At 43.3% G+C, this 22,106-nt stretch carries 3 protein-coding genes; all 3 read left to right on the top strand.

All coding sequences use genetic code 11. The features are described 5' to 3' along the window. The first annotated feature begins 1 nt into the window (after position 1). The 3 genes from HUU81_RS16450 to HUU81_RS16440 are packed head-to-tail and all read left to right on the top strand — an operon-like array spanning position 2 to position 22,103. Entirely contained in the window at positions 2-7,933 is a 7,932-nt protein-coding gene (locus HUU81_RS16450) for a non-ribosomal peptide synthetase (protein ID WP_199609982.1), read from the top strand. Beyond that, a complete protein-coding gene (locus HUU81_RS16445) occupies positions 7,933-17,892 on the top strand; it encodes a non-ribosomal peptide synthetase (RefSeq protein WP_199609981.1) in 9,960 nt (3,319 codons plus the stop codon). Before HUU81_RS16450 ends, HUU81_RS16445 begins: the two co-directional genes overlap by 1 nt. After that, positions 17,892-22,103 (top strand): non-ribosomal peptide synthetase, encoded by a 4,212-nt coding sequence (locus tag HUU81_RS16440; RefSeq protein WP_199609980.1) that lies wholly within the window; start codon positions 17,892-17,894, stop codon positions 22,101-22,103. The genes HUU81_RS16445 and HUU81_RS16440 overlap by 1 nt, the downstream gene beginning before the upstream one ends. Positions 22,104-22,106: the final 3 nt, after the last annotated feature.

Here is a 22,106-nt window from a genome sequence, read left to right as displayed (position 1 = left end):
GATGAATATGCATAAACTAATAACAATAATGAGCGAGCATCAAGTTTATCCTTACTTGGAAGACGGGAAATTAAAAACACGTTCAAGTTCCAATAAATTACCAGCAGAACTGATCAGTTTAATTAAGCAACACAAACAAGACTTAATTGATTACTTGAAAACAGTGTCTACGGAAAAAGTGTCAAACATTCAACGCCAAAGTGATGATTACAGCGAGTTACAGCTATCATTTAACCAAGAGCGCTTGTGGTTAACTAACCAAATTGGCGAAGGCAGCGCACAATACAATATTTCCACAGCTCTTAAGCTAAGTGGTGAGCTAAATATTGCTGCGTTTCAGTATGCATTTGATCAAATTATTACGCGTCATGAAGTATTGCGCACACAGTTTTTTGATAACAATGGTGAATGTGGTTTAAAGCTGGCGCAACGTAGCGATGTACCCATTAACATCATTGATTTATCGCACTACAGCGATATTGAGCAAACACAAAAAGTGAATGCTTTGTCAAAACGTGAAGCGGAGCAACCGTTTAATTTAGAGCATGATTTGATGCTGAGAGTGACATTATTAAAGCTCACTCAGGATCAGCACATTTTGCTATTTACACTTCACCACATCGCATCAGATGGGTGGTCAATTGGTATATTAGTTAAAGAGTTTGTTGCGTTATACACTGCTCATCTTCAGCAACAACCTTCACCATTGCCAGATAATCAATTGCGTTATGTTGATTTTGCACATTGGCAACGCGACAAACTCAGTGGCGATAACCTAGAACGTGCGCTAGATTTTTGGAAAAATAAACTTAACAACATTCCCAAGCTACATAACCTACCGTTAGATAACCTACGCCCTGCCCAGCAAACTTACACAGGTAGCCGTATTTCAACCCGATTAGATGCAAGTTTAACGCAGCAATTGAACAAATTGGCGGAGGCGAACGGCTGTACGTTGTTTATGGTACTGCAATGTGCGTACGCATTGCTAATTGCAAAGTACAGTGGTGATAATGATGTGGTGATCGGGAGCCCAGTTGCAGGGCGGACACACCAATCAACAGAGTCATTGATTGGCTTTTTTGCTAACGCATTAGCTTATCGCAATCAAATTTTTGAAGATGATGACTTTCAGTCCATGTTAATGCGCTGCAAGCAGTATTCAACAGAAGTGTTTGAATATCAGGACATGCCGTTTTCATTGTTAGTAAAAGAGCTGGAAAACTCACGAAGCTTAGCCTATTCACCAATTTTCCAGCTAAGTTTTACTATGCAAAATAATGAACGAAGTGAGCTAAAACTGGATAATTTGGCGATCGACTACGTGCCTGTTAGCCAATCAAAAACACTATTTGACCTTAGCTTATTTGCAACAGAAATGGATGGTGAGATTGTTTGTGAGTGGCTGTATTACGATCAAATTTTTAATTCAGATACAATTAAACAACTTGGGACAAGTTTTACCACCTTACTTACGCAGGTTGTCGCGCAGCCTCAACAAAAGCTAGCAACAATAAACCTGGCCGATTCGGCAACGCTTACCCTTAACAAGGCACTAACTCATAATGTAGACCAGCCAATTCATCATTTGTTTGAACAGCAAGCGGTTGCTACACCAAACGCCACCGCTTTATATATGGAAGCAGACGAAGAGGAACACACGCTAAGCTATGATGAGCTTAATCAAGAAGCGAATAAACTTGCTCATTATTTACTGAGCAAGGGAGTGGGTAGCGAAAACATCGTAGGCATTTGCGTAGAACGCTCAATGGAAATGATTATTGCCGTGTTAGGCGTGTTAAAAGCGGGCGCGGCTTACCTTCCATTAGATCCGAGTATTCCTGCCGAACGTTTAGCCTTTATGGTTGAAGATGCTCAGGTAACAACATTAGTTACGCAGCAGACTTTAATGAGTGCCATTGACGCAGATATAGAAACCACCGTGCTCGTGGATAAAAATTGGCGCGACATGCTGTTTAAGGCGCAGCCTATAACTAATCCAATGTTGCCAGTTGCACCAAATCACCTTGCTTATGTTATTTATACGTCTGGTTCAACGGGTACGCCAAAAGGTGTCATGATTGAGCACCGTTCGTTGGTCAATAATGCATTCGCGCAACAGCACGCGTATGACATTTCTGCAAAGAGCAATCTTTTGCAATTCGTATCTTTTAGTTTTGACGTGGCTACATCAGACTGGGCGTCAGCATTAACTTGTGGCGCACAGCTTACAATCTTAAGCGAGCAACAACGACTGCAAACCGACACATTCGCGGCCATTGCAACACGTACCAACGCGACTCATCTACAGCTTCCTGCGGCCATGCTATCACAATTGCCTGCTACAGCATTTCCAACGCTAACGACGTTAATTCTGGGTGGTAGCCAAGTTGCTAGTGCACTACTATCACCGTGGCATCAGCGTGGTTGTAAAATTATCAACGCGTACGGCCCAACGGAAACGACCGTTGCATCAAGTGCTGCGGTTATTACGCCGAATAGTGTAATCAGCAATATTGGCGGTGCATTGCCTAATCTTGGCTATTGGGTGGTAGACACGCACAATCAGCCTTTACAAGCAGGTAGCGTTGGTGAGTTATTGATTGCGGGCGTGGGTCTTGCTCGTGGTTATCTAAATCAACCTGATTTAACGGCTGAAAAATTTGTCTCATTAGAAGTGAATCAACACGGTGTTCATGGTAGCGCTAGCGCCATTCGTTTTTATCGCACTGGCGATTTAGTGAAATGGTGTGATGACGGTAGTTGTGAGTTTGTTGGTCGCATTGATGACCAAGTGAAGATCCGTGGTTTTAGAATTGAGCTTGGTGAAGTGGAAGCTGCGCTAGGCGCACTGGATGGCGTTAAAGAAGTCGCTGTGCTGGCTGTTAAAAATGACGTATCAGAATCATTAGCAGCCTATTTTGTGGCAAACGAGCCAGTGGCTGAAGCAGATATGGTAGCCACGTTGAACCGCTGGCGAGCGCAAGCAGAAAACACGCTACCAGATTATATGATCCCTAGTGCAATGATGATTTTGCCTGAATTTCCATTAACGGTGAATGGTAAAGTTGATAAGAAATCCCTTCCAGAAATAGATATGAGTGCCAACATTGCGGCAGACTATATTGCTCCCAGCAATGACGTAGAGCGCCACTTATGTGATATTTGGCAATCGTTATTGCAAGTGGAAAGGGTTGGAGTTAGTGATAACTTTTTTGCGTTAGGTGGTGACTCGATTATCTCTATTCAGGTTGTTGCTCGTGCTAAACAGCAAGGTATTGCGATAACCACGCGTTTATTGTTTGAGCATCAAACCATTGCAGAGCTAGCGCCTCATGCTGAGCAAGTTGCATCAGAAATGACAGAGCAACAAGCCGTAGTTGGTGAACAAACGTTATTACCTATTCAACATCAATTTTTACAGTTAGCAGAAACCAATCATGCACACTTCAACCAGAGTGTATTGCTTATTGCTCCTGAAAAATTAAATCAAGCAAACAGTTTGCAAATATTAACGGCAATTTATCAGCGCCATGATGTTTTACGGTTAATATTAAACTTCAATGATAATGCCCAGAATAATCACACAGCGATGCCGTCGCTGAATTATCAGGAATTAACCGATCAACTTATTGCACAAAGTTTCATTGAGCATCAGCTGTCAGACGAAAACTTCGCTGAACAAGTGGCGACAATTTGTAATGATGTTCAAACTAGTTTTTCATTAACGACTGGACCTTTATTTAAAATAGTGTTGATGCATAGCGAAACACAACGTCGTGTGTTGCTATTAGCCCATCACTTAGTGGTTGATGGTGTATCGTGGCGTATTTTATTGAGTGATATTGAACGCGCATACCAGCAAATTATGGATCATGAAGCGGTACAGCTGGCGGCAAAAACCACCTCTTACCAAACTTGGGGTGAACAACTCAATCAGCTGGCTCAGTCAGAAGAAATTAAAGCAACGCAGGATTATTGGCAGCAGCAAATGCAGCAAGCTGAGTCGTTACCTAAAGATTTTACGGCCGACAAAGCGTATCGCCGCAGTAGTCAAACCGTACCAGTGACCTTTACTAACGCGCAAACGACCAGATTATTGACACAATGTCAGAGTTTATATTCGACCAAGGTTAATGAATTACTGCTTGCAGGCGTGTTGATTGGACTACAACGCTGGAGTGGCAATTCGAGCTTTAACATTGAGCAAGAAGGGCATGGCCGTGAAGACATCGCCTCAGAGCTAGATGTGACGGAAACGGTTGGGTGGTTCACGACCACTTACCCTATGTACCTGTCAGTTGCTGATAATGATGTAGGTGAGATCATTATTGCGTGTAAAGAACACTGCCGAAATGTACCAGACAACGGACTGAGTTTTGGCCTGTTACGTTACCTAAGTAATGAGTTAACTACCACCGAACAGTCGCACAGCAATAGTATTGCGTTTAACTATTTAGGTCAGTTTGATCAAAGCGTTAATAATGATTCTGAATTTAAACCAGCGCAAGAATTCGCGGGCGATAATATTAGCCGCGATTCGCTACGTAACTACCATCTCGGCTTAAACGGTAAAATCGTTAATAACACGCTGCACTTTAATTTAGATTTCAGCACGGAAGAATATCAATTATCTACCATGGAAGCGCTGGCTGAACACATTCAGCAAGGCATTAGCGCTGTGATTGAGCATTGTGCTCAAACAGCTGCGCAGGACGCTATTCGCACTATTTACACGCCGAGTGATTTTCCATTAGCGAAGGTATCGCAAGAAACCTTAAATTTGTGGCAATCAGATCATCAAATTAGCAAGTTATATCCAGCAACTCCAATGCAAAAAGGGATGCTTTATCATAGTTTGTTGGACAGCAGTGCATACGTCTCGCAAGCTATGCCAACATTACGTGGCCGTGTAGACTTGTCGCTATTTAGACAAGCGTGGCAGCATGTGGTGGCGCAGTTTGATATCTTCCGCACAGCCTTTGTGGGTCAAGGTGACGATATTCACCAACTTGTGGTTGAACATGCTGAAATGGATTGGTACGAAGAAGACTTACGCCATTTATCACAGGCGCAACAGCAGCGTCATGTAACGGAATATCAACAGTCAGACCGACGTAAAGGCTTTGACTTCTTAACCGCACCATTACAACGCATCAGTGTGTTCTGGTTGGAAGATGATTGTTATCAACTATTATGGAGTCATCATCACGCATTACTTGATGGTTGGTGCTCACCGATTGTTTATCAACATGTGATCACCGCTTATCAAACCTTGCTTGCGGGTCAGCCTCTAACATCAGCATCAGTACCGGTTTATCAACACTATATTGAATGGTTACATCAGCAAAACCCAAATGCTGCGCAACAGTTTTGGGGAGAATATTTAGACGGTGTTGAACAAGCAACCGACTTATCTATTTTAAAGCCAGGCGCTGCGAAAGCGAGTGAGCAAAAAATGGCAGCGTTCCAATTCAGTGCTGAACAAACCGCAGCATTGAAAACATTAGCCAGCCAATACAGCACCACAGTCAATACCGTGTTACAGCTTGCATGGGGCTATTTATTACACCGTTACTCTGATGATGATACGGTGGTATTTGGTACGCCAGTGTCAGGTCGTCCACCGGAAGTCGATGGTATTGAAGAAATGGTGGGCTTATTTATCAATACTGTGCCGGTTAAAGTGGACTTTAAGGGGCAGCATAATGTGGGTGAAATGTTGCAAACGCTTCATACCGCATTTCAAGCGTGTAATGCGTATGGCTTTTTACCCTTAACGGATATTCAGCAACAAAGTGCAGTCACACAAGGGCAGTCATTATTTAGCAGCATGCTTATCTTTGAAAATTATCCGTTAGATACGGCGGCTAATGAACAAGCTGAGCGCAATGCAACGCCATTTACTATTGAAAAATATGAATCATATGAAGGCGCGGCCTATGCTATGGCAATGAGCGCATCGTTACGTGAACAACTATCACTTAAATTGTACTACGACAGTGCGGTGTTGGCAGAGGATGGAGCGCAGCGTGTAATTGAGCACTTTAAGCAAATATTACGAGGGCTCGCTGCGGAAACGTCGTTACCTAATATCAATGTAATGTCTGCGGCAGAGCAGGCTAACTTAGCTCAAGCCCGCAGTCAGATAACGCCTTATCCAGATAATTTATGCCTGCACCAACTGTTTGAACAAACGGTTGTGCAGTATTCACAGCATACGGCATTGGTGCATGGTCATGAAGAGATAAGCTACGACCAATTAAATCGTTACGCTAACCAATTAGCAAGATGGCTCATTGAACAGGGCGTCCAGCCTGAAACAAAAGTCGCGTTATTACTGGATCGCAGTGCTGACAGCTTTATTGCGTTATTAGCTATTTTAAAAGCAGGAGCGGCTTACGTACCAATTGATATGAGCAACCCAGTAGCGCGTATCGAACATATCCTAGCTGAAAGTGACAGTCGTTTAGTGATATCTGCATTTGCGCCAGAACAGGCATTAACCGAGCAAGTGTCCAAAACGCGTCCGATGCATACTATCTCTCGTCACATGTACGCCCATTATGATGATAGCAATGTAGCAACAGCGGTTATGGTCAATAACTTGGCGTATATCATTTTTACTTCGGGCTCAACAGGGCTACCAAAAGGCGTCATGGTTGAACATCAAGGATTGGTGAACTTGGTGTGTAACGATGTGAAGCGCTTTGAAATCACCCCGCAAAGTAAGTTATTGCATTGTACTTCTATGGGCTTTGACGCGGGTACGGCGCACATGTTTAAAACACTATGTGGTGGTGGTGCATTGCACATTGTGGAACCACATTCGGCATTAGAAACCTATATTGAAGATCAACAAATCACACACTTAGCGCTGCCTGTTGCACGCTTAGAAATGATGCATCAGTGCCAGCTTAGCAGCTTAAAAGTATTGATTACTGGAGCGGAAGCGGTATCTGAAGCGCTTGTGAGCAAGTGGGCGCATCAATGTAAGTTCTTTAATGTGTATGGCCCAACTGAAATCACCATTGCTGCGACAACGGCGGTATTAAATCCAGAACAGCCAGTCACAATAGGGCAAGCTAACGCAAATACGTATTTGTATGTTTTAGACAGCCAACAGCGTGAAGTGCCGAATCTTGTGGCTGGTGAGCTATATATTGGTGGAGTCGGCGTATCTCGTGGTTATATTAATCAGCCAGCATTAACCGCTACTCAGTTTATTGATAACCCATTTGGCCATCCGCATGCGCCAGTCCTGTATCGTACGGGTGATTTGGTAAGGCGATTACCGAATGGTGATTTAGACTTTATTTGTCGTATTGATAAACAAGTTAAAATTCGTGGCTTCCGCATTGAACTAGGCGAAATTAAAGCGAAGATCCAACATCATGTTGATGTAAGAGAGGCGCATGTATCTGTGCAAGGTGAAGGTGCAGATAAACGTTTGGTTTGTCACTACTCTACTGAGTCAAAAATGCCACTTTCAATGGTAGAAATGAAGCTGTTTTTAACGGAGCGTTTACCTGAATATATGGTGCCAACGGTGTTTGAATATATGGAACAAATGCCATTAACACCAAATGGAAAAATTGATGTAAGGGCATTGCCAGAGCCTCAAATGACATTAGAAGCTAACTACGTTGCGCCGTCGAGTGAAATAGAGCTGCAAATTGCAGACATCTGGCGCAACTGCTTGAGCATGGACTCCGTTGGTGTTTGTTCTAATTTCTTCGAACTTGGTGGCAACTCACTTCAGCTGTCAAAAATCTTATATGAGGTTAATCAAGCGTTTGATGTTCAACTTGACCTAAAACAATTATTTGAAGCAGCAACTATTGCTGAAATGGCGCTACTTATCGAAAGTTTAGCCATCAGTATTGACGAGGATGCTGCTACCAATTCAGAGATGGAAGAAGGGGTACTGTAATGTTGTTAGCAATCCTTCGTGAAGCCAAAAAACGCCAAGTATCGTTTTATTTGAAAGATGACAACCAGCTGGCATTTAAAGCGCCAGCGGGAGCACTGGCAGGTGAGTTTAAGCAAGATGTTATTGCGCACAAAGCCGAGTTGATTGCATTTTTACGTGGTAATCACAGTGATGATGGACCAAGTGCAGTCACCAGAGCAGCGCACATGCCATTGTCTTTTGCGCAGCAACGTTTATGGTTTATTGACACGTTAGAAGACGGCAGTGCTCAGTACAATATTCCGATTGCAATTAAGCTAACGGGCCGTCTAAACGTGGCAGGATTGCAGCATGCGATTAATTGCATTGTTGCGCGACACGAAATATTGCGAACGTGTTACGGTAATAACAATGGCGTAGGTTATCAAACGGTGCAACAGGCGCAGCCGGTAGATATTATTGACATTGATGCCTCGCAATTGTCAGAACAGCAAGCCGATCAGCAAATTAAGTCGTTGTTGGCTGATGAAGTGGCGCGATCATTTGATTTGAAAACAGACGTAATGCTAAGAGCAACGTTAATTCGAAAAGCAGATAATGAGCATATTTTACTTTTCACCGTGCACCATATAGCTGCAGACGGCTGGTCGATAGGGGTTATTGTAAAAGAGTTTAGCCAGTTTTATCAGCAGTTTATTGAAGGTAGCAAAAGCAGTGAGGCGAAGGCTGATATTGCCACTCAGCTGTCAGCAATGCCAATTCAATATGTTGACTATGCTGCATGGCAACAAGAAACATTGGCTGGCGACACGCTAGCTGAATATATTGATTTTTGGAGCCAGCAATTACACGGCATGCCAGAAACACATAATTTACCGCTTGATCAAGCGCGTCCTGCAAATCAATGTTTTGATGGCGCTGTGCATCAACAAACCATTTCACTGGACGTGCTAAATAAATTAGAAAAACTGGCTAGTGAACACAACGCTACGTTGTTTATGTTATTGCAAAGTGCGTTTGCTTTACTCCTCGCACGCTGGAGTAATAGTAACGATATTGTAATGGGCACCCCTGTTGCAGGCCGTAATCATAAAAGTTTAGAGAATTTGGTCGGCTTATTTGTAAACAGTTTAGTCTTACGAACAGAGATAGATTACAGCGTCGACTTTACAACGTTTTTATCGAACAATCGCCAATCATTGCTTCAAGCATTTAACTATCAGCAAGTACCGTTCGAATCGCTAGTGGATGAGTTGCATCCTTCGCGCAGTTTAAGTTATAGCCCACTATTTCAAATCATGTTTAGCTTACAAAACTTGGATAACAAGCCGATTAGTTTGCCTGATTTACAAATTGAAAGTGTGGCAGCTGAAAAGATCACCGCAAAGTTTGATTTAGATCTTTCCGCAGCGACAACTGAACAAGGGCTACATTTTTCATGGATTTATGCCACTTCACTATTTACAGACGTGACTATTGAAAGAATGGCGGAAGGCTTTGCGTTGCTGCTTAATGCGATTGCCAATCACTCTAAATTGCCCTTAGCGCACCTACCTATTAATCCAGAGCAACATGCGGTAGATAATGCAAAGACTGTTAAAACGATTTCTAGCAACAGCGCTGAAGCCAACCAGCAGTTAATTCAAGACTGGGTTGAGCGACGAGAAATGGATGCGCCAGAGCATATTGCGGTTAAAGATCAGCATACCGCACTGACTTACCGCATGTTAAACCAACGTGCCAATCAGTTGGCGCATCACCTTATTAAGCAAGGCGTTAACAACGGCGAATTTGTTGCCCTTTGTACTACTCGTGGTACGCAGCAATTAATAGCAATGTTGGCTATTTTAAAGGCTGGTGCGGCTTATATGCCGATTGACCCAGAATATCCTGCCACACGGATTGAGCACATGATTCATGACAGTGGTACGCGCTGGGTTATTTCTGAAACCTCTTTAGCGACAGAAATAGGGTTATCATCAGCTTGCGGTGAGCGAACGCCACTGAATGTTATTATGCTAGATGACGCTACTAGTTGGGATGAGCGTTTAGCCAATCCATCAGTTGTTCAGTCAGCAGCAGATGCGGCCTATCTTATTTATACGTCAGGCACGACAGGCAAGCCAAAAGGTGTTGTGGTTCAGCATCAGGCCATTGTGTCGCATATCCATGCGGTGTCAGCACATTTTGACTTAACTGAACAAGATGTAGTGTTGCCGTTTGCCACAATTAGTGTGGATGCTGCCTTAGACTTAATTTTTTCTGCGTGGCATAAAGGAGCGTGTGTGTCGGTTCGCGATGGTGGCTTACCGTCAGCGGCTGAGTTTTATCGCCAATGTACTCAGTTTGCCGTAACAGTGACTGACCTGCCACCAGCATACTTGGTCGATTTGCTGAAACAGCAAACATTATCGCAACCCTTTTGGCAAAGCAGCGCCATTCGCTTAGTGGTGTTAGGTGGGGAAGCGTTTAGTCCAGCTATTTTAGAAAAATGGCAACAATGGTCTCTTTTTGACAAGTGCCACTTAATAAATGCTTATGGCCCTACTGAAGCTGTGGTTACCGCCACCTTAAAGCATTTTGATCATTACCAACCGATTACCATTGGTAGTGTGGTGGGATCGCGTACTTTACATGTGCTTGATCAATGGCAGCAACCCGTGCCACATGGGGTGATTGGTGAGTTATATATTGCTGGCGATTGTTTGGCTCTGGAATACTTAAACCAACCAGAGATGACCGCTGAACGTTTTGTTACTCATCACGAAGTGTCACCGTATCGTATGTACAAAACCGGAGACTTGGTTCGCTATACTGTGGATGGCGAATTAGCTTATTGTGGCCGTGTGGATCAGCAAGTTCAAATTCGTGGATTTAGGGTAGAGCCAGAAGAAATTCGTGGTGCAATATTAAGGGTTGAGCTGACCTATGCGAATGAATCTGAGCACGCAATGGTTATTGATGAATGTATTGTTCAAGTGCGCCATCGCTCTACAGATGCAGCAGAGCAACAGGTACTCGTGGCCTATCTGCTTGGTACGGGAAGTGAGCAATCCAGCGCTGAGCAAGAAAAGCTAAATGTTATGTTGCGCGAAAAGTTGGCGGACGAATTGCCCGATTATATGACGCCAGCAAGGTTTATTTGGGTTGATACTTTTTCTTATACCGCTAACGGTAAAATTGATACGAACAAACTGCCCGCATGTGATTTTAGTTCGCTTGCAACAGTACAAGCGCCAACTACTGAATTAGAGCATACATTATGTGATATTTGGTCAACCGTATTAGAGACCAAGGTAGCTTGTGTTAACCAAAGTTTCTTCGAGTTGGGTGGGCATTCATTACTGGCTGTACGTGTGACCAGCGCGGTGACTCAGCAATTAGGGGTTGTCGTTAATGTGCGCGACTTATTCTTGCATAGCTCAATTAACGCATTTGCCCTGTTTATTGAAGCCCAGCAGCAAGATGAATATAAGAAGATCCCAAGTTGCGACAAAACACAGCCCGTTGCATTGTCGTACAGCCAACAACGTTTATGGTTTATTGATGCACTAGAAGGTGCAAGCCAGCAATATAATATGCCAACGGCATTAAAGCTGACAGGTAAGCTGGATTTTGCTGCCTTACAATTTGCTTTAGATACACTAGTAGCACGGCATCAGATATTACGTACCTGTTACTTTAATCAGGACGGTACGGGCGTGCAGCGCATTTTGCCTGCTCGTTCAGTCAATATTAAGCAAATTGATTTAAGTCACCAAGGCAATGTTGACCAACAAGTACTGGCAATAGTTAATGATGAGTATAAAACCAGTTTTGATTTAGCGAATGATTTAATGCTGCGAATGACGCTAATTAAAGAAGCCGATCAACAGCATGTTATTGTATTAAACACTCACCATATTGCATCAGATGGCTGGTCAGTTGGATTGATTATTAAAGAGTTTTGCCATTGCTACCAACAGCATTTGCGCGGTCAATCCGTTCAACTACCTGAATTATCGGTTCAGTATGCTGATTTTGCGGCGTGGCAGCGTCAACATATCAGCGAAGCGGAATTGGCTGATAAGCTAACGTTTTGGCAAGATTATTTAGCTGATTTACCGCCGATCCAAACACTGCCTCTCGATTTCTCTCGTCCTGCCCAATTAGATTATAAAGGGGCATTAATACACCAAACACTCGATGCCTCGTTGTTAGCCGAGTTAGAAACTTTTGCGTTAGATCACGATGTTACCTTGTTTATGTTATTACAAACTGCGTTTTCCGTATTGGTGGCACGTTGGAGTGATAGCAATGATGTTGTGATGGGTAGCCCAATAGCAGGGCGCGACAGGCCAGAATTAGAGAATTTGGTTGGTTTATTTGTCAACACTTTGGTGTTGCGTACACAGGTTGATGCAAAACTTACTTTTACGCAGTTACTCGCGCAACAAAAATCATCATTGCTTAATGTGTTTTCACATCAAGATGTGCCATTTGAAATGCTGGTAGATATGTTGCAACCTGAGCGTGCAGTGAATCATATGCCGTTATTCCAAATTATGTTTAGCATGCAGAACTTAGAGCAAAATACATTATTGCTTCCGGGATTAAATGTTGAAAGTTTGATGGCGTCAGCCCACCAAGCAAAAGTTGATTTGGAGCTGTCAGCAGGGGTAGTAGATGGACAATTAAAGCTGACTTGGAACTATGCCACTGCATTGTTTTCAGAAAGTACAATTCATCGTTTATCAGAAAGCTTTGCTTTATTACTTAATCAAATCGTTATAAAGCACCATGACAGTATTGGCTGTTTTGATGTTCTACCGATGCAAGATAAAACACATATTGCACAGTGGAATAATACAGAAGTAGCACTTAGCACAACGCTAAAAGTCCATGAGCAGTTTGAACAACAAGTAACGGCAACACCCGATGCGATAGCATTACGTTTTGCTGAGCAAACGCTTACCTACCAGCAATTAAATCGCCGAGCGAATAAATTAGCACATTATTTAACGCAGCAAGGTATTGGCCCTGAATCTACCGTTGCTATTTGTAGTTACCGCTGTGTTGAAATGGTAGTGGCGATTTATGCAGTATTGAAAGCGGGAGCAGCATACTTGCCACTGGATCCTGAGTTGCCAGCGTCGCGCATAGATATGATAGTGAATGACTCGCAAATGAATTATCTGTTGTATCAAGACCAAACGGCAGCGGTGATTAATGCAGTTGCGTCTGCTAACTCATTAGCAAAATCATCATTAAGCAACGCAAGTGTGTGGGCGTCGTGTGACGATAATAACTTGGCGGTAGAGATTGCAGATAATCATGCGGCGTACATGATTTATACATCAGGCACTACAGGCCGACCGAAAGGCGTGGTTATTGAGCATCTAGCCTTGAACAACCGTATTCAATGGATGCAGCATGAGTATCAACTTGCTAAGGATGACGTAGTACTACAGAAAACACCATTTAGTTTTGATGTATCAGTATGGGAGTTTATCTGGCCATTCACGGTAGGCGCTAGCTTAGTGGTGGCGAAACCTGACGGGCATAAAGATCCGCTGTATTTAGCGTCATTAATTCAGCAAACGCAAGTGACAACATTGCACTTTGTACCGTCGATGTTAAACCTAATGCTGCAAAGTGACTGTTTGCAACAATGCTCATCTATTAAACAGGTATTTTGTAGCGGTGAAGCGCTGCCAACAGAAGTATGCTTACAATTTCATCAACAACACTCTGCGCAATTACACAATTTATATGGCCCAACAGAAGCTGCGATTGATGTGAGCTTTTGGCAAAGTCAGGCAGACAACGCCTTGGGTTGTATCCCAATTGGTAAACCGATCCATAATATTCAGTTGTATATTTTAGATGACAACATGCATCAAGTGCCTGTTGGCGTTGCGGGCGAGCTACATATAGCAGGTATCGGGTTAGCGAGAGAGTATCGCAATCAGCCTGCGCTGACCGCCGAAAAGTTTGTTATTTGGCAACAGGGCGATATACAGCAACGGGTGTATAAAACCGGTGATATGGTGAAATGGTTACCATGCGGCAATATTGAGTATTTAGGCCGTAACGATCATCAAGTGAAATTAAATGGCTTGCGTGTTGAGTTAACGGAAATTGAGTCGGCTATTTTGGCTCATGCCGAAATTAAAGAAGTGGCGGTAGTCGCAGTAGCAAATCAGGCCAATGCTACTGGCGCTGATGGGCAGCAGTTGGTGGCTTATATTAGCAGTCATGGACAGCAGGCAGATGAAGCGGCGCTGAGTAATGCGTTGTCCGCTAGCTTAGCGAAGCAACTACCGAGTTATATGGTGCCGTCGGTGTTTATGCTACTTGATGAAATGCCATTATCAGCAAATGGAAAATTAGACCGTAAACAGTTACCTCACCCACAAACAGAGCAAGTAACGCAAACAACATATGTTGCCCCAGTGACATCGCTTGAGAAACAAATTTGTGCAATCTGGCAAGACATATTGCACACAACAAGCCCAGATCACAACGTGGGTATACACGATGGTTTCTTTAAAATTGGTGGAGATTCAATTAAAGCCATTGCAGTAGTCACTGCAATGAAAAAAGCGGGATTTGATATTAGCGTTAAAGATATTTTTAATGCGAATACGATTGCGAAATTGGCAGAGCTTATCAGCAGTAACAGCAATAGTAGTGAACATATTACTGAGTACGCGCCGTTTGAATTATTAAGTGATGAGGAAATGGCTGCGGTGGATGAGCAGTCAAAAAAATCAACGTTAGTTGATGCGTATCCATTGACGTATTTGCAGCAAGGCATGTTCTTTTACGGCCAATTACATCAGGATGCAGGCGTATATCACGATGTATTTAACGCTAAAATTCAAACTGAGTTGGAACAGCATGCATTTACAGCCGCGCTGGCATCGTTGGTACAGCAACATGAAATACTGCGTGCCTCGTTAATGTTACATGGAAAACGTCCATTACAGCTCATTCATCAAGACATTGAATTGCCGTTGCGCATATTAGATTTTTCAACACATAGCGCTGCACAACAGCAATCTTTAATTAGTGAACTGTTGTTAGAAGTACGCTCAACCCCTGTTGAGATGACAGCGCGTTATTGGCAAATTACGCTAGTAAAGTTGTCTGATACGAGTTTCCAATATGTATTAGACTTTCATCATGCGATGTGGGATGGCTGGAGTATTGCTAGCTTTAACAGTGCATTATTTAGCGAATACCGCAATTGCTTAGTAGCACAAGTCGCTGAACGTACTCCAGCGTATGTTGTTGCGGCTGAGCCTACTGAAGCGCCGTTACCTTATCGTTATTATGTGGGAGCAGAGCAAGCGGCATTACATAACCAAGAGACGCGTAATTACTGGCAAGCCCATTTAGAAAATGCGGTATCGCCTTGGTGGTCGGCATATCCGCTGACGACGACACACCACCATAATATTGAAATTACGGATCAACTGGCTAATCGTATAAATGCATTAGCAGCGCAGTTAAATATACAAGAAAAGTCGGTGTTTTTAGCAGCTCATACGGTATTGATGGCAGTGATGGCAGGCAATCAAAATGTGCTCACTAGTTATGTAACTAATGGCCGGCCAGAATTAGCAGGCAGTGAATTAACGTTAGGATTATTTTTAAATACTTTGCCATTGTCGATGTCACTTGAAGCCATTACCTGGCAGACATTATTCACAGTGGTAGAGCAAAATATTCAACAAGCACATACACATCGCTACTTCCCCGTTGCTGAAATTCAAGCCGATACTCAGCTCGACTTTTCGGCTTCTATGTTCAATTACACCAATTTTCATGTGTATGAAGGCAAGTCGATAGGAAATAATGCCAAAGTAGAGGAAAGCTTTGAGCAAAATAACTACTTATGGGCCACTGAAGTTGCTAAAAGTGGTAATGCTGAGCACTTAGCGTATCAGATAAAGTTGTCAGGTGAGCAAGCTGTATTTCCAACTAGCATGCTGACACGGATTGGCGACTGTTTCTGTGCCATATTGACGCAGATGGTTGAAGCTAAAGTGACGGACGCGACAACCAACGTTAATTTTGCTGCTTTACTGTCTCATTCAGATCAAGCATTAATTACCAAGCAACTCTCTTTTGCCGAGCCAAGCCACTTTGACTTACTCAGGGTGATTCAGCAGCAAGCTCAACGCCATTCTCAGTCAATAGCATTGATGGCAAACGGTACAGCGCACATGAGTAATAACAATCATCAAGTTACGTATGCGCAACTGCATGAGCAGGTTGAGCAAACAGCTCGTGGGTTATTACACCTTGGGGTTAAAGCAAAACAGATTGTGGCGGTGTGTCTTCCTCGTTCTATTGACTACGTTACGGTGATGCTGGCGCTATACCGCATAGGTGCAGTTTACTTGCCAATGGACCCAAATCATCCCGCTGATCGATTAGTTATGATGCTAGAAGACAGTCAAGCAGCGTATTTAATTGGCAATGATGAGGTAACTGCAAATCACGAGTCTAACTGCACGCTAATTACGCCATTGATGCTACAACAGTCAATTAGCCAAGCCAGCAATGTTGAGCATGCTGAGCTGCTAGCTGAGCCAGTAGATGAAGAAAGCTTAGCTTATATTATCTATACCTCAGGTTCGACAGGGCGTCCTAAAGGCGTAATGATTTCAAGAAAAGCATTTAATCAATTTTTAGATGCTGCCATTCACCGATTGCAGCTGAACACGAATACCCAGTGGTTAGCATTAACCACGACAATTTTTGATATCTCGTTATTAGAGCTAGTGGCACCGTTATGCAGTGGCGGCACAGTGCATATTTTGCCAAGTATGTCTGAAAAAGATGGGCGACTGATTGCGCAATACTTAGATAATCAGCCCATTAATGTATTACAAGCAACGCCATCAGGCTGGAAGTTATTATTAGCTGCGGGTTGGCAGGGTAAAACCGGGCTGCTGGGGTTAACCGGTGGTGAGGCATTGTCTTCAGAACTGGCCTCTCAGCTGTTGGCTAAATGTGAGCAAGGATTAGTGAACTGTTTTGGTCCAACCGAAGCGACGATTTGGTCACACATGGCTGAGGTGACTCAATCGGATGCCGTACATTTAGGTCAGGCGTTATCAGGATACGGCTTTACCATTGTAGACAGTCAATTGAGTCCAGTGATGCCAGGCGTGCCCGGAGAATTAGTGTTGTCTGGACACGCATTAGCGCAAGGATACTTAGGCCGTAGCGAGTTAACTGCTGAGAAATTCACAACACTTCATATCCGCCACGATGATGGTAAGCAGCAAACAATAACTATTTACCGTACTGGCGATTTGGTGAAGCAAGATGAAGCACAACAGCTTATTTATCTAGGGCGAATGGATGACCAAGTAAAAATACGTGGATACCGCATTGAGCTAGGTGAAATTGAAGCGAAAATGCGCACGTTACCAATGGTTGAGGATGTTGTGGTTGCGGTACAAACGCTTAATGGCCAGCAAGCACTGATTGGGTATGTAATACCTGCTAAAGCAGACGGTGAATATCTTGAGCAAGACATACTTGCAGCATTAAGCAAAGAGTTACCAGAGTATATGCTACCCACTGTGATTATGCAGATTGACGCCATTCCACTCACGCCAAATGGCAAGGTCAATAAACGTGGGTTACCAGCGCCAAAACTACAAACACAGCAAGCGTATATTGCGCCGGCAAATGAAACTGAGCGCCAGCTAGCGGATATATGGCAGCGTCTTTTAAGTAAGCAAGGTACTGAGCAATACAGCACTCAAGTCAAATTTTTTGATGTGGGTGGAGACTCTTTATTGGCAACTCGTTTGCTAACTGAAATTAGCTTTCAGTTTAACGTGGAATTTTCGATTAAAGATATATTCACTCACCAAACAATGGTCGACCAAGCAATGCATATTGATTATTTAAAATTAAGTACCGCAGCAACAGTCCAGCAAACGGATGAAGAGACTGCGGAAATGGAGTGGTAATGATGGATACGAAGCATCTTTTGGTTTCCTTAAGTCGACAAGGTATCGAGTGCTTTCTTGATGAAGGCAAACTGAAAACGCGCGCAGCGCCGGGGGCAATTACCCCTGAGATTGCAACCCAAATAAAAGCGAATAAAGCTCAGTTAATTGCCTTATTGGATGCCGCGAAAACAACAAGTAATGCAATCACTGATAATACAATGATTGTGCCCAAATTTGATCGTCACAGCGCGTTGCCTTTATCGTTTTCGCAGCAGCGCTTGTGGTTTATTGACTCGTTAGAAAAAAATGGTAGCCAATATAATTTGCCAACCGCATTAAAATTAACGGGTGATCTTGATATTGGTGCGTTACAACAAGCGTTAAACGTGATTGTTGAACGCCATGAGATCCTGCGTACCTACTATGCAGAGCATAATGGCGAAGGTAGGCAGTGTATTGCAGCAGCGAAGCCAGTAGAGATTACTTGGATTGATATTGCGTCTTATGCTGATGAATCGCGTCAGCAACGTATTGAAGAATTGGTTAGCGAAGAAGTCGCGAAGCCGTTTGATCTCACTAACGATTTGATGTTGCGAGTAAGTGTTATTAAAGCGGCCGAACATGAACACGTATTGCTATTTACCATGCATCATATTGCTTCAGATGGTTGGTCTTTAGGCATATTAGTAAAGGAGTTTAGTGCCTTATATAGCAGCGCTGTGTTGCAGCAGCTGCCTAGCCTTACGGCGCTGCCATTGCAATATGCAGATTTTGCCATGTGGCAGCGTAGCGAGCTAAGTGGCGAAAAATTAGCTGCACACCTAAGTTATTGGCAAACCACACTGGCCGATATGCCGGAAATACACCAAATCCCGCTTGATTATATTCGCCCTGCTAATCAATCGTTTGCAGGCAAGCTATATCAACATCGTTTGTCGGTTGCATTACAACAGCAGTTACAGCAATTGGCGAAACAACATAATGTGACTTTATTTATGTTACTGCAAAGCGCCTTTGCATTGTTGATAGGGCGCTGGAGTAACAGCAACGACGTCGTTATGGGTACTCCGAGTGCGGGACGTCAGCACAAGCAAGTGGAAGCGTTAATTGGATTTTTCGTTAATAGTTTAGTGCTTAGAAATAAGCTCGATTTAACGGTGTCATTTAATGATTACCTGACACAATCAGCCAGTAATACATTGGATGTATTTAATCATCAAGCTGTGCCATTTGAGTTGCTAGTGGATGAACTGCAACCCACCCGAAGCTTAAGTCATACCCCACTTTTTCAAATAATGTTTAGTTTACAGAACTTTGGTAAAGCGGATTTGTCGCTGCCAAATTTAACGGTATCTGGCATTAAGAATGACACAGTAACTGCAAAGTTTGATTTAGAATTAAGCGTGGCAACATCTGAGCAAGGGCTAAATCTAAGCTGGACGTATGCATCAGCCTTGTTTGACGAGCAAACGATTACGAGTATGGCACATAGCTTCGAGGCGTTACTTGAAGACATTATCTTGCAACCCAATAAAGCGCTAGGGCAGTTAAATATCGTTCCCGCTCAGCCAGAGTTAGGTGAAGTGCGATTAGCGCAGTTGTCACAAGGTAAGCCATCACCGACACCATTGCCCAATAATATTAGCTCGGCCTTTGATACGGCTGCTGCACTTTTCCCTAATAATATTGCTGCGGTGCACGGCGACCGTACCATAACCTACCAAGCGTTATTCGAACAAAGTAACCAATTAGCGAACCACTTATTAGCGATGGGAGTACAGCCAAAGCAAAATATTGGATTATGCTGCCACCGCTCAATCGAAATGGTCGTCAGTATGCTGGCGATATTGAAAGTGGGTGGTGCGTATGTGCCGTTAGATGTGAGTTATCCACAAAGACGTACCACATATATGCTGGAAGATAGCGAGATTAACGTTGTATTAGGACATGCCGATTTAATTGAACAATTGGCGTTACCGGAAGCCCTACAGCAGCGGGCGGTTGCATTAGATCACGCTGCCACTTGGCAACACCATTCGTCGTCACTATCCGAAAACGCTCCGGTGATTGATTCTCCAAACGCAATTGCATGCATTTTTTATACTTCAGGCACTACAGGAAACCCCAAAGGAACCTTGGTGACTCATCAAGGTATTTTAAGACTTAGCTATTTTGAATACCCGGTAGCGATTGATGAAAGCAATGTGTTTGCACAATTAGCCTCGATTTCGTTTGATGCAGCGTCATTCGAAATATGGACGAGCCTTTTGCATGGCAGTAAGTTAGCTATTTATCCGCAACAACAAATGGACTTAGATGTTGTGAATCAACTATTTGACGAACAGCAAGTGGATACTGTGTTTTTTACTGCGGGGTTATTCGATCAATGGAGTCGTCAGTGCCAATCTGCAAGCTCGTTGCGGTTAATATTAACGGGCGGAGATGTTTTCAATAAGTCTGCTGCCGAACGAGTACTCGCCACTTTGCCAAAGGCGTGTTTGTCGAATATCTATGGCCCAACAGAATGCACCACATTTGCAACGATTTACCCTGTTACAGCAGGTTTAGCTGAGAATAGACAGGTACCCATCGGCCATGTGCTAAACGAAACCAGTGTGCATATATTAGATAGCCAGCAGCAACCGCAGCCGATTGGTGCAATAGGAGAGTTATATATAGGTGGTAAAGGGGTTGTTAAAGGCTATTTGAATCAACCCGAATTAACCCAGAAGAGTTTTGTTCGCTTGCCTCGTATTAGCGCTGACACGCTTTACCGAACCGGTGATATGGTTAGGTTTAATAGTGAAGGGCAGATAGAGTTTATTGGGCGTGTCGATCACCAAGTTAAAGTGCGCGGATTTAGAATTGAATTGTCTGAAATTGAGCACGGTTTTGAACAACATGCATTAGTGAAGAAAGCAAAGGTGCTAGCACTAGGTGAAAAGAATAATAAAGTCCTTGTTTGTTACGTATTACTTGAATCTAATGAATTACACAGTCAAATAGATGAAATAGCTCGCGCTGTAAGCGGGGAATTGCCGAACTATATGACGCCAGACTCTGTGCTTGCTGTTGAGCAATTTCCACTAACAGTGAATGGAAAGCTTGATACCAACGCGCTCACCGCACTGTATACAGTTCCAAGCAAACCGATAGCGACTAAACCAAAATCAGACATGGAACAGGCAGTGTGTAAGGTGTGGAGCAGAGTGCTGAATACCCAAGCGCTCGCTGTCGATCAGCCTTTTTTCAAAGTAGGTGGTAATTCCATCAACATGCTGGAATTAAAATACGAATTAACTGATGCAGGCTTAGCATTATCACTAAAGCAGTTAATGGAACACCAAACGATTGCGGCACAAGCAAGTTTATTAGAGCAACTAGCCAATGACGCTGAGCAAGCGGCCGCAAATAGCCAGCAAATTAAAGAATGCATTGTTAAGCTCAACAACCATGATGGTGAAACGCCGCTATTTATTGTGCATCCATTTGGTGGTGGTGTTGAAGGATATCGAAATATTGCAACCCAGCTAGCACCATATTGCGGTGTTTATGGTATTCAAGCTCCCTTTATGTTCGGTATGAAGTTTAATCACGATAACTTAGTGGAGTTAGCACAGCTGTATTGTAAAGCTCTGTGTCAGTATTGGTCGGGCGACACCATTATGTTGGCAGGGTATTCAGGTGGTGGGCAACTCGCCGCAATCATGACTAAATTGTTAAAAAAAGAAGGAAAAATAATTAAATATGTGGCACTGTTTGATGCATATTTTGAAGATCCAGATAAAGTGCCAAATGAAACGAGCTTTAGCCGTTTAACGCGCTTTCTCTATAGCAAGTCCCTGATAGATGACACGGCGGAAGTGCCTCAAGCATGGCAAGCATTAGATTACCCATCTCAGCTTGAGCAATTCGCTGAATTTGTGGTCAGCAGAACACAAGGTCGTATCAGAAAAGCCGATGCACTATTGGCGTTAGCATTTAGTAATGATCTGTTGGCAGCCGACATGATGCAATTTACCGAGCAACTTGATGTTGAGCGGTGTCACTATTTTATTAGTGACAGTAATCTGCATTATCAGCAAAACGTAGAACAATGGACCGCGGTATTTGGGCAGCAGCTGCACACTGTTAGCGTGCCTTATCCGCATGATGTATTTATGGATCAGCAAGCCATTGCTGAAATGATGCCTCATATTATAAAAATCTGTGATAACAACAAGAATTAAAAA

It is taken from the genome of Flocculibacter collagenilyticus, assembly GCF_016469335.1.
Classification (GTDB): Bacteria; Pseudomonadota; Gammaproteobacteria; order Enterobacterales; family Alteromonadaceae; genus Flocculibacter; species Flocculibacter collagenilyticus.
This window is presented reverse-complemented; position numbering and strand designations above follow the sequence as displayed.